The sequence below is a fragment of the Clostridium fungisolvens genome (genome assembly GCF_014193895.1).
Taxonomy (GTDB): Bacteria; Bacillota; Clostridia; order Clostridiales; family Clostridiaceae; genus Clostridium_AR; species Clostridium_AR fungisolvens.
Window position 1 is genome coordinate 3,243,964 of the sequence record NZ_BLZR01000001.1, and the last position, 13,888, is coordinate 3,257,851.

Here is a 13,888-nt window from a genome sequence, read left to right on the forward strand (position 1 = left end):
CAGCTTAATAAAAATTACTTATATAATGGATATTTATCACAAAGTACTTTTACTTTTTCCTTTGCAACAGAAAGATCTCCATCTTTATTTGTTATAACGTAGTCAATTATTTCTGCAATTTCTTTCATATCTGCTTCAACAAAACCTCTTGTTGTAACTGCAGGAGTTCCTATTCTTACTCCACTTGTTACAAATGGGCTTCTAGTTTCGTTTGGCACTGTATTCTTATTTACTGTTATACCTATAGTATCAAGAAGTATTTCTGCTTCTTTACCTGTTATGTCTTTATTACTTAAATCTACAAGTAATAAGTGATTATCAGTACCGTTAGATACCAGTTTAAATCCTCTAGCTATTAACTCTTCGCCAAGAACCTTAGCATTTTTTATAACTTGAGTTGTATATTCCTTAAATGAAGGCTCTAATGCTTCTTTGAAGCAAACGGCTTTCCCTGCAATTATATGCATAAGTGGTCCACCTTGCATTCCAGGGAAAATAGTTTTATCAATATCCTTTGCATACTTTTCCTTACAAAGAATTAGTCCACCTCTTGGACCTCTTAGAGTCTTATGAGTTGTTGAAGTAACAAAATCAGCATATGGAACTGGTGATGGATGAGCTCCTGTAGCTACAAGTCCAGCAATATGAGCCATATCCACCATTAAGTATGCACCAACTTCATCAGCAATAGCTCTGAATTTCTCAAAATCAAGAGTTCTTGAATATGCGCTTGCTCCAGCAACTATCATTTTTGGTTTGCAGTCTAAAGCAATCTTTCTAACTTCTTCATAATCTATTGTTTCAGTAGTTTTATCTACTTTATAAGATACAAACTTAAACAACTTTCCAGAAAAATTCACTGGTGATCCGTGAGTTAAATGTCCTCCATTGCTAAGATCCATCCCTAAAACTGTGTCTCCAGGATTTAACACTGAAAAATATACAGCCATGTTTGCTTGAGAACCTGAATGTGGCTGTACATTAGCATGTTCAGCTCCAAAAAGTTTTTTTGCTCTTTCTCTTGCTATCTCTTCTACTTCGTCTACTACGTGACATCCACCATAGTATCTTTTACTTGGATATCCTTCAGCGTATTTGTTAGTTAGATACGATCCCATGGCTTCCATAACCGCTTCACTAGTAAAATTTTCAGAAGCTATAAGTTCTATTCCATTTTGTTGTCTATGTAGTTCTTTTTCTACAAGATCATATATATCTTTGTCATTGTTTCTTAAATTATTAAAATCCATTCAATCACCCCAATTTCTTTCGTTTATATTGATTATATGTTTTAATAAGAATTTAATCAATATAACCAGTTAATAAAAATTGTAATGAAAACATTTTCACCTATAGATATTGTCAAAATATCTCATTAATACTATTTTAGGTATTTCAATCCTGCTACTAAAAGCAGGATAAGCATTAAAAATTTTATAATTAAATTTGCCTATGGTTAATTATTATTTAAATCTTAGCTAAACAATTAAGTTCCTACAATATATATGTTATAATACAACTGGTGTAGTTTTAGCATAATTATTTCAGGACGTTACCTTTAATTATACTGCTCAGAAACCGCTAATAAATTTGGTTATAAGACTAAGCAAAAATTAAACTTTAATAAATGTACCTGTTATAAATTCCTGTAACACCGTTAATATTAAAATATTACTAATAATCAATTATAAAATTTCAATGAGGTTATTATGGACATAAATAAAATTTTACATGTTGCTACCTTCGCTGGCCAAATTATACTAGAGAGCGGTGGCGAAACTTACAGAGTTGAAGAAACCATTTGGAGAATATGCAAAGCTTTCGGAGTAGAATATGCTGAAAGTTTTGTTACACCAACAGGTATAATGTCTTCTGTTTCAGACGAAAATCATGAAACAACCTCTCTTATAAAGAGAATCCATAGAAGAACTGTTAACCTAGAAAAAATCTCTAGAGTTAATGATCTTTCCAGAAATATAAAAACTTTAAATCTTACAGTTGATCAATTTTATAACGAGCTTATCAATATTGAGAATGGAAAAAGATATAGCGCTCCTGTAACCATATTTTTCTCTGCCTTAGGTGCTGCTGCATTTTCCATATTATTTGGGGGAAATATTAAGGATTTTGTTTCTGCCTTTATCATTGGAGTTATCATAAAGTTATTTTCAAATCTCTGCAGTGAACTTAGCATAAATGACTTCTTTATTAATAGTATAAGCGGCTCTATAGTTGCAGGTATGGCTCTAATTTTAGTTAGTGAAGGTATAGGTTCCAACGTAGATAAGGTTATAATAGGTTCAGTAATGTTACTAGTCCCAGGTCTAGCTATAACAAATGCTATACGAGATACAATTGCTGGCGACTTAGTTTCTGGACTTACACGAGCTGCCGAAGCATTCTTAATAGCTATTTCTATCGCTGTTGGCACCGGTGTTGTGCTTATTCTTTGGTTTAATAAGTTTGGGGGTATATAATATGTTGTTTAAAGAAACTATAGCGGCTTTTATTGCTACCTTCGGATTTGGTATAATCTTTAATATAAAAGGAAAAAACTTAATTTTTTCTTCTATCGGTGGTATGATAAGCTGGATAATTTACAAACTTGCTCTGCAGAAAACTGGTTCAGATATAGCTGGTTTATTTATTTCATCAATTGTATTCAGTGCTTATTCTGAAGCATGTGCTAGAATACTTAAAACTCCAGTTACAACAATAGTTATTTGTGCACTCATACCTCTTGTACCAGGCGGAGGAATGTATTATACAATGTACGAAGCTATTAGAGGGGATATGAATAAATCTTTTCAAACTTTAGCTACAACTTTAGCAAGCGCTGGAACGTTAGCACTTGGAGTAATATTTGTTTCAACAATTACGAGGTTGATCAGTTCTGCTAGACATCATTATATGGAGATAGTGGATAAAAACAGAAGACCTTATTGACTTAAATCACCAAAAATAGGCATCCCCTAAGGAATGCCTATTTTTTATTAATTATTTTTATCAAATTACTTCATAAAGGTATTGATTGTCTTAATCAACTGCTGTAGACCTTCTTCTGCTTCTGAATCATTTGGAATACCCATACAATTTCTAGCATAATCCTCTATAATTAATGCACCAACTTTATTTATAGCTGCTCTAATGGCTGCTATTTGTATAAGAACGTCAGGGCAACATACATTTTTATCTATCATTCCATGAATACCTTTAACCTGACCTTCTATTCTTCTTAGCCTTACTAATATATCCTTTTTAAGTTTCTCACTTTTTTCATCTACAACATCATCAATTATTTCATCCATAATATATCACTCCTGTTAGTATACCAGTATACGGTATATATTGTATCATCTGCCCCTCTTTTATACAATAAATAACTTCTTTAATACAATAATTGCTTTTAAAAATATTATTTTTTGCACACAGAGAAAAATAACTCCAATAGTAAATATTGAAGTTATTTTTTATATCATCCACTGCTTTAATTTATAGCAGTTTATTTTTCACTTTTTACAGTTGCAATTCCAAGCTCAGTTAATTGTTTTTCATCCACAACATTAGGAGCCTCAGTTAAATAACAGAATGCATTTTGATTCTTAGGGAATGTTATAACATCTTTTATGTTATCAGTGCCAGCTAAGAACATTATCATTCTATCAAGACCAAATGCTAATCCGCCGTGAGGTGGTGGTCCGAATTTAAAGGCTTCAAGTAAGAATCCAAACTTTTCCCAAGCTGATTCAGTTGTAAAGCCTAGAGCTTCAAACATCTTTTCTTGAAGTTTAGTGTCATGGATTCTTATAGATCCTCCACCAAGTTCTTCTCCATTTAGAACTAAGTCATAAGCCTTAGCTCTAACTCTTCCTGGTTCAGAAGTTAAGAATTCTATATCTTCATCCATTGGCATTGTGAACGGATGATGTGCTGCAAAGTATCTTCCTTCTTCTTCATCATACTCGAACAGTGGGAATTCAGTTATCCAAGTAAAGTTAAATTCATTTTTATCCTTTATTAAATCAAATTTCTTAGCAAGTTCAAGTCTTAATTGACCTAAGCTTTGGAATACTACAGAGTTTCTATCTGCAACAATTAATATTAAATCGCCATCTTCAGCGTTCATTGTATTGATAATATTTTTAAGTTCATCTTCCTTTAAGAACTTAGCTATTGGAGATTTAACTTCGCCTTCTTTAAGTTGAATCCAAGCTAATCCTTTAGCTTTAAATGTCTTAACGAATTCACCTAATCTGTCTATATCTTTTCTTCCCATAGAAGCTCCGCCTTTTAAGTTAAGAGCTCTAACAGATCCGTTATTTGCTATTGCATCAGCAAACACTTTAAATTCTGCAAATTTAACAACCTCAGTAAGATCAGTAATCTCCATACCAAATCTTAAATCTGGTTTATCTGACCCGTATTTCTCCATACCTTCTTTAAAAGTCATTCTCTTTATTGGAAGTTTAACTTCAACACCTAAAACTTCTTTAAATACATGAGCTATTAAGCCTTCATTTAATGCCATTACATCATCAGCTTCAACAAAGCTCATCTCTAGGTCAACTTGAGTAAATTCAGGCTGTCTGTTTGCTCTTAAGTCTTCATCTCTAAAACATTTAGCTATTTGGAAGTATTTATCAAACCCTGAAACCATTAAAAGTTGTTTAAATAACTGTGGTGATTGAGGTAATGCATAAAACATTCCTGGATAATTTCTTGAAGGCACTAAATAGTCTCTAGCTCCTTCAGGAGTTGACTTTGTAAGAATTGGAGTCTCAACTTCTAAGAAACCATTATTATCTAGAAAATCTCTTATAGCCTTAGTAGCTCTGTGTCTTATCTTGAATATATTTTGCATATCAGGTCTTCTTAAATCAAGATATCTATATTTTAATCTTATATTTTCAGCTGCATCTAAATTTTCTTTTATATATATAGGTGGAGTTTCTGACTCAGATAATATCTTTATGTACTCAGCCTTAAGCTCTACCATACCAGTTGGAATATTGTTGTTTGGGGCTTCTCTTTTTACTACCTCACCAGTAACAGCAATACAGTATTCTGATCTTATACTACCAGCTTTGTTAAATGCTTCACTGTTTATCTCATCTCCAAAAACAACTTGAAGTATACCTGTTCTATCTCTTAAATCTACAAATTCTAATCCGCCTAAATTTCTTCTTCTTTGAACCCATCCCATCACTGTTATGTTTTCGCCTATATTACTTTCTCTTACTTCGCCACACATTATGGTTCTTTTTAATCCTTGTAACGCTTCACCCATGGTGTATCCTCCTATTGCTCTTTTATTAATTTAGCTAAGAAATCTAAATCAGTAAGATTTACAATACTTTCTTCGCCATTGCTCATGTTTTTAAGTTTTGCAGATTTATTAGCAATTTCATCTTCACCTAGTATTAAAGTGAATCTTGCTCCTATTTTATTAGCATATTTCATTTGAGCTTTTACACTCTTCTTCATATGATCACATTCACAGTATATTCCATATTTTCTTAAATCGCAAATCAATTTTAGTGCTTCAAAATTAGATTTTTCCCCAATAGATCCAACAAATAAGTCAATATAATTTGGTTTTGGAATTTCTACATCTTGATTTTCTATTATCATAAGAAGTCTTTCAAGCCCTAATCCAAATCCAAACGCAGGCATTGAAGGACCGCCAATTTCTTCAATCAGCTTATCATATCTTCCTCCACCACAAACTGTTAATCCATCATGGATTATTTCAAAAACTGTTTTTGTATAATAATCTAAGCCTCTTACAATTTTAGGATCAACATTATATTTTATTCCCAATGCATCTAAGTACCCTTTTAAGTTATCAAAATGAGTACTGCACTCTTCACAAATAAAGTCTAGTATAACTGGAGCCTTTTCAGTGATTCCCTTACACTTGTGTTCTTTACAGTCAAGTATTCTCATAGGATTTCTTTCAAATCTAGTTTTACAAGTTGCACAAAGATTATCGTGATTTTCCTTAAGATACTCTTTAAGTGCATTATTAAACTTATCTCTACAGTGAGGACAACCTAAACTGTTTATATTTAAACTAAGATCATTCAGTCCAAATTCTCCTAAAGCTCTCATTGCAAGTGATATGATTTCCGCATCTATAGATGCTTCTTTAGACCCAAATACTTCTATACCATATTGATGAAACTGTCTTAATCTTCCTTTTTGAACATTTTCATATCTAAATGCAGGAGTAAAATAATAAAGCTTTGTAGGCTGTGCATCTGCATACAGGCTGCTTTCAATAAAAGCTCTAACTGCTGGCGCAGTTCCTTCTGGCTTTAAAGTTACACTTCTTCCACCTTTATCTTCAAAAGTGTACATTTCCTTTTGAACGATATCAGTAGTCTCTCCAACCCCTCTTAAAAATAGTTCCGTATGTTCAAACATAGGAGTTCTTATTTCTCTAATACCATATTCTTTTGATAATTTTCTAAACTTCTCTTCTACATAATGCCATTTATATGCGTCACTTGGCAGCATATCCTTTGTTCCTTTAGGTGCCTGTATTGATGACATGTTACTACCTCCAAAACTAATATAATGTGTTAAATAAGGCTATTTTACCTTCTATCATTTCGTCAATTCTATTTATATATTCTTTAACATCCTTAACATTTCCAAAGCGCTCTATTCTATTTTCATCCAAGAATACCACTTTTGAGACAGCATCTGCCCCTAAGGCTATTATGGTTTGACTATCTTCAATCATTTGAATATTATATATACATTCTTTATCAGCTTTTGAATACCCTACATTCTCCATATTGCCAACCATATTTTTTTGCCTATACATATAGTATGGGTGCATATCTAAATCTTCAGCCAACCTTTTTGTTTCTTTGTACATTTTATTTAGTTCTTCTTGCCTCGGAATATGAATGGTCTGTTTTAAAACTAGGTTCTCATGCAATCTGGAACTTCTCTTTATAGACATTCCATGTACAGTTAAGCTATCTGGTTCTAGCTCAAGAATTCTTCTATAGGTATTTTCTACTTCTTTCAAGCCTTCATTTGGCAAGCCAACAATAATGTCCATATTTATATTATCAAAACCTAAACTTCTAGCAAGATTAAATTTATCTATTACATCTGCTACAGTATGATTTCTACCGATTTCTTTTAAAGTAGAATCATTCATAGATTGAGGGTTTATACTTATTCTGTCTACTGAGTATTTCTTCATCGATTGAAGTTTCTTAGCAGTTATGCTATCAGGTCTTCCACACTCTACTGTAAACTCTTTAATATTCTTATCTAAAACAAAACTTTCATAAACTTTCTTCATTATGTCTTCAAACTGATCATCATCTACTGCTGTAGGTGTCCCCCCACCAAAATATACGGTTTCAATAATCAATTCTTTACGATCAACGTACTCTTTAATTGCTTCAATCTCTTTTGATAAAGCTTCTAGATAAGGATCTACTTGTTTTTTACATCCTCCTATAGGATTAGATGCAAATGAACAATACAAGCATCTTGTAGGACAAAATGGCATCCCAACATATATGCTAACGGTTTTTGAATCCTTATTTACGAACTTCTCTTCGTATTTAGCCACCTCAATACATAGTTCAGCCTTCTCTTTTTCCACCAAAAATTCATCAGAATAATGCTTAACTATTTCCGCTTCTGAAACACCTTCGTTTATAAGCTTCAATGCTCTCTTACTAGGCCTTATCCCAATCATTGTTCCCCATGGGTACTTTTCTCCAGTAAGATTTGATAAAGCAGTAAAAATACTTTTCTTTATTTCTTCCTTTTTACCGTCTTTTATATTTCCTTCAAAAAGAATTTCTTGGTCTTTAAGTAATTCCATATAATCACCATTTATAGACACGCAGAAATCTTCACCTTCCTTAACAAAAGAAATGTCTTGAAAGGTGAAGAAAATATTAAACATTTGATATACATCATATCTATACTTTTCATCATTTAGTTTTATCTTAATTTCCATATGTGCTCCTAACATAAAGGTATAAACTATTCTAAAAATGGATTATTACTTCTTTCAAATCCTATTGTAGTAGTATCACCATGACCTGGCAATACTCTTACAGAGTCATCTAAAACCAAAAGCTTTTCTGTGATGCTATTTATCAAAGTAGCAAAATCTCCACCAGTAAAATCAGTTCTACCTATTGACTGCTGGAATAAAGTATCACCAGAGATAAGTATATCACCGATCAAGAAGCTTATTCCACCTGGAGTATGACCTGGTGTATGTATACACTTAATCTTAATCCCTGCAAATTCTAATTCTTGATCATCTTCAAGATAGTGATTAGCCTTTGGTAAATTGCCAAAAACATAAGTGTTTTTTAGTATAAGTTCTTCTTCAATTTCATTTATATAAAATTCAACTCCATACTTATCCATAATGTCTACAACTGCACCAACATGGTCAAAATGCCCATGGGTTATTAGAATTACTACTGGCTTTATATTTTTAGAATCTATAAAATCTATTATCTTTTCACTATCTGCGCCTGGATCTATAATAATTCCTTCATTAGTCTCGTCATTTACGACTATATAGCAATTTTCAAGATTTGAACCAACTGGAATTCTAGCTATATTCATATCAAGACCTCCTTAAAAATTCTTTTTACTATCAAGTATTAATGTTACTGGCCCATCATTTAATATCTGAACCTTCATATCTGCACCAAATATTCCTGTTTCTACTTTTATATCTTCACTTTTGCACATGTCAACAAATATATCATAAAGCTTTTTCGCTTCTTCTCCACCAAGTGCTTCCATGAAATTAGGTCTTCTTCCTTTTCTACAATCACCGTACAAAGTAAACTGAGAAATCAAAAGGAGTTCACCATTTACCTCCTGAAGAGACTTATTCATCTTTCCATTTTCATCTTCAAATACTCTAAGATTTATGATTTTGTCCTTTATGTATTTTAGATCATCGACATTATCATCTTTACTTATGCCTAAAAGCACATTAAAACCAGTAGCTATTTCGCCAACCAGATTGTTATCAACAGTAACAGAAGAGCTCTTTACTCTTTGAACAACTGCTCTCATTCCATCACATCCTATTTAACTATTCATTCTATATACATCTAAAACGCCTTTAAGTTTTCTTATCTTTCTCATTAGTTCTTTAAGTTGTTCTACATTATCTATCTTAACCTTAATATTTATTAAAGCTGTATTAGTCTTAGTGGAATTTGCATTCAGCCCATTTAAAGGAAGCTTTGATTCTGTAATCACAGTCATGATATCAGCAAGGAGTCCATCTCTATCTTCTGACCTAACTTGAATCTCAGCAGTATAAGCACCTTTTGCTCCACCCCAGTTTACCTCAACTATCTTTTCTGGTTCTTCATTCATTATTGTTTTAAAGTTTGTGCAATCTTTTCTATGTACTGAAATACCTCTACCTCTTGTAATAAATCCAACTACTTCATCGCCAGGTACAGGATTACAGCACTTAGCAAAACGAACCATTAAATTACTTTCACCTTTTACAGTTATTCCATAATTAATATCTTTTTTATGTACTCTTTCGCCTTTTGATATATGTTCTTCTATGTTCTTTGTTATTTGTTCATTGGATTGTACTGCCTTCTCGTTTACACTATATTCTTTCAGCCTAGATATTATTGTAGATGCAGATACCATCCCAACCCCAACAGCAGCATATATATCATCTACATTTCTCAAGTTGTTATATTTCTTTAAAAGCTTCTCATATCCTTCACCTTTAATAAGATCCATAAAGTTTACAAGTTGCTTTTTTGCTTCTCGTTCTACGATATCTTTCCCTTTATCAATATTTTCTTCTCTCTTTGCTCTCTTAAACCACTGTTTTATCTTGCTCTTAGCTTGATTACTTGTAGCAATATTAAGCCAGTCAATATTAGGGCCTTTAGCAACCGATGATGTAAGTATCTCAACTATTTCACCAGTTTTCAATCTATAATCCAGAGGAACCATTTTACCATTTACTTTTGATCCCACACACTTATTTCCTACATCAGTATGTATCTTATACGCAAAATCAATTGGTGTGGCATCATTTGGTAAACTTATAACAATTCCTTTTGGTGTAAAGACAAATATTTCATCTGAAAATAAGTCTAGCTTGAAGCCTTCCATAAATTCTTCTGCATCTGCAGTGTCCTTCTGCCATTCAAGCATATCTCTAAGCCAAGACAGCTTAGTTTCAAAAGAATCTTCTCTACTTTCTGCAGCACCTTCTTTATATTTCCAATGTGCAGCTATACCATATTCAGCAGTTTTATGCATTTCAAAGGTTCTTATTTGGATTTCAAAAGTCTTACCTTGATGACCTATAACAGTAGTATGAAGAGATTGATACATGTTAGGTTTAGGCATAGCTATATAATCCTTAAATCTTCCTGGTAACGGCTTATAAATTGTATGAACTATCCCTAAAGCTGCATAACAATCCTTAACAGAATTTACCAATATTCTTATAGCAGTAAGATCAAAGATTTGCTCTATATTCTTGTTCTTATTTACCATCTTTCTATATATACTATAAAAATGCTTTGGTCTTCCATCAATATCTGAGTCTATACCTGCATTTTCTAGATTTTCAGTAAGTTCATTTATTATGCTTTCTATGTAATTTTCTCTCTCTGCTCTTTTTTCAGCGATTTGTTTTACTAAATCATAGTATTCTTCTGAATGTAAATATCTAAACGCTAAATCCTCAAGTTCCCACTTTATTTTAGACATACCTAGTCTATGTGCAAGAGGCGCAAAAATATCTAAGGTTTCCTTAGCTTTTTCCTTTTGTTTTTCTTCAGGCATAAACTTTAAAGTTCTCATATTATGAAGTCTATCAGCAAGCTTTATGATAATCACTCTTATGTCTTTTGCCATAGCAAGAAGCATCTTTCTTACATTATCAGCTTGTTGTTCTTCTTTTGTCTTATACCTGATCATATCAAGCTTAGTTACACCCTCAACAAGATTAGCCACTTCCTCGTTGAACATATTTTTTATATCATTATAAGTGTAATTCGTATCTTCTATAACATCATGCAAAAGTCCTGCAGCTATAGTATTTGTATCCATACCTAACTCTGCTAGTATTGAGGCTACACTCTCAGGATGAATTATGTATGGTTCACCAGATTCTCTTTTTTGAGATTTATGTGCATCTGCAGCCAAGTTATATGCTTTTTCTATAAGTGCTAGATCTACGTTATTACAGTTATGTTTAACTTTATCAATTAAAATATCAAGCATACGAATTACACTCCTCGTTCATAATTGTTAAATTCCGTATCTAAAGTCAAAGGCTGGTTTATTAACCAGCCAAATATATCTACTATTATATTATATATATATATCGAATTTTCAATGGATATATATATGTATGTTTTCTTATTACATACATTTTCTTAGTATTATGAGTTTAGTTATCTTTACACATCATATTGAACTAATGATGTTATATCATAATTCTTAAGTTTATCTCTTCCATTAAGTTCAGTAAGTTCAATTGCAAAAGCAAGTGACACAACTTCGCCACCAACTTGTTCTATAAGTTTTGCAACAGCACCAATAGTACCACCTGTAGCTAATAAATCATCTACAATAGCAACTCTTGCACCTGGTTTTATAGAATCTTTATGAATTTCTAAGCAATCCTTACCATACTCTAGTTCATATTCTACCGCTACTGTATCAAAAGGAAGCTTCCCCTTTTTTCTAACTGGAACAAAACCAACTCCTAGTGCATATGCAACTGGAACTCCAAAAATAAACCCTCTCGCTTCAGGACCTACTACTACATCAATTTGCTTTTCTTTTAGATAGTTAGCTATCTCATCTATTGAAGCTCTTAATCCTTCTCCATCACCTATTAAAGTTGTGATATCCTTAAAGCTTATTCCTTCCTTAGGAAAGTTATCAATTATTCTAATTTTACTTTTAATATCCATTTTTATTCCTCCAATAATTATTAATTGATTATGTAACTTTATCTAATCTTTTCATTATATAAGTATTTTGTTATTTGTCTTGCCCTTGATATATCATTAGTTGTTAAAAGTTCTACAACAATTCTAGCATTATCCTTCTTGTCCACAGCCCCAATTGCAGGAGTTATAACATCTATTATTTTTCTTATACTATCATAATTAAATTCAACAATATTATAGAATTCCATTATTGCTCTTAATCCATAATTATTGGTGTTATTAAGAAAGTTAACTCCTTCCTTAATAAAAACAGAATTTTCTCCTTTGTCCTCTGCTTCAGATGAAATCGTCCCGATTAAAATTAAATCCAAATATCTGTTTATACTCTTCATATTATAATATATTGCAATTGCTTGCATCAATTTAAAAGTTACTCCAGAAGCAGATAAACTTTTATATCTATATGAACAGCCGTCTTGGCTTGGATTTATATAAATTGCTCTAAAATTAGGTTTTAACTTTCTATTTTCTGTAACAATCAAATCTATACCTAAATTGTTACAGAGAATTTCTTGATCTTTTGATTCTATCCCACATCCTACAGTTATAAGAAGCTCTGCTCCTAGAAAGTGTATGTGATTTTTTAGAGTTTCAGTCTCTAAAATGTGCGAATTATTTTTTTCATCACTTACATAATACTCAACATCTGCATTTAAGTATTTTAAAACAAGCAAAAGGGAGGCTAAGCCGCACAAACCATCAACATCGCAACCTGAGTATATAACGATCTTTTCTCTTAGGTTTATTGCTTTAACCAATCTTTCTATGGCCTTATTCATATTTTTTATTATAAATGGATTGTATCCAGTTATATAGCTAGGGCGATAAATGCTCTCCCAAAATTTTTCCATGACTAACTCCTCCAAAAATAGAAAACAACTATATTATAATTTAAAATTGTAGTTTTGACAAACACTTTTGGAGAAAATATGACAGACCTCCACAATTTATGTGAAGGCCTGCAACTTTTTGTCAAATTATCTGATAAAAAACAGTTCTAAGCTGTCTTTACTTTAGCTTTTTCTCTTCTATTTTTAAGCATAACCCAGATTGGACTTGCTATAAATATTGATGAATAAGCTCCTGAAACTATTCCTATTATAAGAGGGAAAGCAAAATCTCTTACAGAAGGTACAAAGAAATAAACCGCACTTGTGGTTATTAATGTAGTTAATGCTGTATTAATTGATCTTGCAAAAGTTTGTGTTATACTTCTATTTGCAAGTTCAACATAATGCATTTTTCTATATTTCTTAGTATTTTCTCTTATTCTATCAAAAATTACGATTGTATCACTCATAGAGTAACCTATTATCGTAAGAACTGCTGCTATAAATGGGGTGTTAACAGGTATATTAAATACTGAATACACAGTTAAAGTTATTAACACGTCATGAACCAATGCAACAATAGCTGCTATACCGAAATTAAATTCAAATCTTACTGCAATATATAATAGAATTACTACTAAAGATATTGCTAATGCAATAAAAGAATTTTTAGTAAGCTCACTACCTATTGACTGACCTATTTCTTGTTTAGTAAAATCTTTATCCTCAATCTTATACTTATCTTTTAAGTCCTTGGTTAAGTTACCAACTTTTGTAGTATCCATATATTTTGTTTTTACTTCAAGCTGAGTACTATTAACAGTATTTGTAACAGCATCATCTAAATATTTCTTTATTATTGTATCAACATCAGCTTTATTAAAATCTTTTTTGAAATCTATAGTTATTTGCGTACCACCTCTAAAGTCTATTCCAAAGTTTAGTCCGCCTCTATATATCATAAAGCCAATACCAATCGCTATTATTAACAAAGAGGAAATAAACCATATTTTTGTTTTTTCAATAATCTTAAACATT

Annotated in this window: 13 protein-coding genes; 2 read left to right on the top strand and 11 right to left on the bottom strand. The window is 31.8% G+C overall.

Annotation, left to right across the window (positions count from 1 at the left end):
• Positions 1–14 precede the first annotated feature (14 nt).
• Positions 15–1,250, bottom strand: a complete 1,236-nt coding sequence (gene glyA, locus bsdtw1_RS14325; protein ID WP_183278241.1) for a serine hydroxymethyltransferase — start codon at positions 1,248–1,250, stop codon at positions 15–17.
• A gap of 459 nt (positions 1,251–1,709) precedes the next feature.
• Between glyA and bsdtw1_RS14330 the strand changes: the two genes are divergently transcribed.
• Both bsdtw1_RS14330 and bsdtw1_RS14335 read left to right on the top strand, forming a co-directional pair.
• Positions 1,710–2,477: a threonine/serine exporter family protein gene (locus bsdtw1_RS14330; protein ID WP_183278242.1), complete on the top strand. Its 768-nt coding sequence runs from the start codon at positions 1,710–1,712 to the stop codon at positions 2,475–2,477.
• A 1-nt stretch (position 2,478) separates the two neighbouring features.
• Entirely contained in the window at positions 2,479–2,946 is a 468-nt protein-coding gene (locus tag bsdtw1_RS14335; RefSeq protein WP_183278243.1) for a threonine/serine exporter family protein, read from the top strand.
• A 65-nt stretch (positions 2,947–3,011) separates the two neighbouring features.
• Here bsdtw1_RS14335 and bsdtw1_RS14340 read toward each other — a convergent pair whose 3' ends face one another.
• From bsdtw1_RS14340 to secF, 10 genes are all read right to left on the bottom strand, one after another.
• Positions 3,012–3,308, bottom strand: coding sequence for a metal-sensitive transcriptional regulator (locus bsdtw1_RS14340; RefSeq protein WP_183278244.1), 297 nt, complete (start codon positions 3,306–3,308; stop codon positions 3,012–3,014).
• Positions 3,309–3,502: 194 nt separating this feature from the next.
• A complete protein-coding gene (aspS, locus tag bsdtw1_RS14345; protein ID WP_183278245.1) occupies positions 3,503–5,287 on the bottom strand; it encodes an aspartate--tRNA ligase in 1,785 nt (594 codons plus the stop codon).
• A gap of 11 nt (positions 5,288–5,298) precedes the next feature.
• Complete coding sequence (gene hisS / locus bsdtw1_RS14350) at positions 5,299–6,555, bottom strand: histidine--tRNA ligase (RefSeq protein WP_183278246.1); 1,257 nt, start codon at positions 6,553–6,555, stop codon at positions 5,299–5,301.
• A 16-nt stretch (positions 6,556–6,571) separates the two neighbouring features.
• Complete coding sequence (locus tag bsdtw1_RS14355; protein WP_183278247.1) at positions 6,572–7,996, bottom strand: coproporphyrinogen III oxidase; 1,425 nt, start codon at positions 7,994–7,996, stop codon at positions 6,572–6,574.
• A 26-nt stretch (positions 7,997–8,022) separates the two neighbouring features.
• Complete coding sequence (locus bsdtw1_RS14360) at positions 8,023–8,622, bottom strand: MBL fold metallo-hydrolase (protein WP_183278248.1); 600 nt, start codon at positions 8,620–8,622, stop codon at positions 8,023–8,025.
• 12 nt (positions 8,623–8,634) lie between these two features.
• A complete protein-coding gene (gene dtd / locus bsdtw1_RS14365) occupies positions 8,635–9,084 on the bottom strand; it encodes a D-aminoacyl-tRNA deacylase (protein WP_183278249.1) in 450 nt (149 codons plus the stop codon).
• A 15-nt stretch (positions 9,085–9,099) separates the two neighbouring features.
• A complete protein-coding gene (locus bsdtw1_RS14370; protein ID WP_183278250.1) occupies positions 9,100–11,283 on the bottom strand; it encodes a RelA/SpoT family protein in 2,184 nt (727 codons plus the stop codon).
• 179 nt (positions 11,284–11,462) lie between these two features.
• The gene (locus bsdtw1_RS14375; protein WP_183278251.1) at positions 11,463–11,981 is read right to left on the bottom strand and encodes an adenine phosphoribosyltransferase; all 519 of its coding nucleotides are present in this window, start codon (positions 11,979–11,981) and stop codon (positions 11,463–11,465) included.
• A 38-nt stretch (positions 11,982–12,019) separates the two neighbouring features.
• Positions 12,020–12,871: a DHH family phosphoesterase gene (locus bsdtw1_RS14380; RefSeq protein ID WP_183278252.1), complete on the bottom strand. Its 852-nt coding sequence runs from the start codon at positions 12,869–12,871 to the stop codon at positions 12,020–12,022.
• Between the two features lie 146 nt (positions 12,872–13,017).
• Positions 13,018–13,887, bottom strand: coding sequence for a protein translocase subunit SecF (secF, locus tag bsdtw1_RS14385; protein ID WP_183278253.1), 870 nt, complete (start codon positions 13,885–13,887; stop codon positions 13,018–13,020).
• Between the last annotated feature and the right edge of the window lies 1 nt (position 13,888).

Excerpts from the sequence above, each read along its gene's own strand:
- hisS (WP_183278246.1), bottom strand. The coding sequence starts at position 6,555 with ATGTCATCAATACAGGCACCTAAAGGAACAAAGGATATGCTGCCAAGT.
- bsdtw1_RS14355 (WP_183278247.1), bottom strand. The coding sequence starts at position 7,996 with ATGGAAATTAAGATAAAACTAAATGATGAAAAGTATAGATATGATGTA.
- bsdtw1_RS14335 (WP_183278243.1), top strand. The coding sequence starts at position 2,479 with ATGTTGTTTAAAGAAACTATAGCGGCTTTTATTGCTACCTTCGGATTT.
- secF (WP_183278253.1), bottom strand. The coding sequence starts at position 13,887 with ATGTTTAAGATTATTGAAAAAACAAAAATATGGTTTATTTCCTCTTTG.
- aspS (WP_183278245.1), bottom strand. The coding sequence starts at position 5,287 with ATGGGTGAAGCGTTACAAGGATTAAAAAGAACCATAATGTGTGGCGAA.
- bsdtw1_RS14370 (WP_183278250.1), bottom strand. The coding sequence starts at position 11,283 with ATGCTTGATATTTTAATTGATAAAGTTAAACATAACTGTAATAACGTA.
- bsdtw1_RS14330 (WP_183278242.1), top strand. The coding sequence starts at position 1,710 with ATGGACATAAATAAAATTTTACATGTTGCTACCTTCGCTGGCCAAATT.
- bsdtw1_RS14360 (WP_183278248.1), bottom strand. The coding sequence starts at position 8,622 with ATGAATATAGCTAGAATTCCAGTTGGTTCAAATCTTGAAAATTGCTAT.
- glyA (WP_183278241.1), bottom strand. The coding sequence starts at position 1,250 with ATGGATTTTAATAATTTAAGAAACAATGACAAAGATATATATGATCTT.
- bsdtw1_RS14375 (WP_183278251.1), bottom strand. The coding sequence starts at position 11,981 with ATGGATATTAAAAGTAAAATTAGAATAATTGATAACTTTCCTAAGGAA.
- bsdtw1_RS14340 (WP_183278244.1), bottom strand. The coding sequence starts at position 3,308 with ATGGATGAAATAATTGATGATGTTGTAGATGAAAAAAGTGAGAAACTT.
- bsdtw1_RS14380 (WP_183278252.1), bottom strand. The coding sequence starts at position 12,871 with ATGGAAAAATTTTGGGAGAGCATTTATCGCCCTAGCTATATAACTGGA.
- dtd (WP_183278249.1), bottom strand. The coding sequence starts at position 9,084 with ATGAGAGCAGTTGTTCAAAGAGTAAAGAGCTCTTCTGTTACTGTTGAT.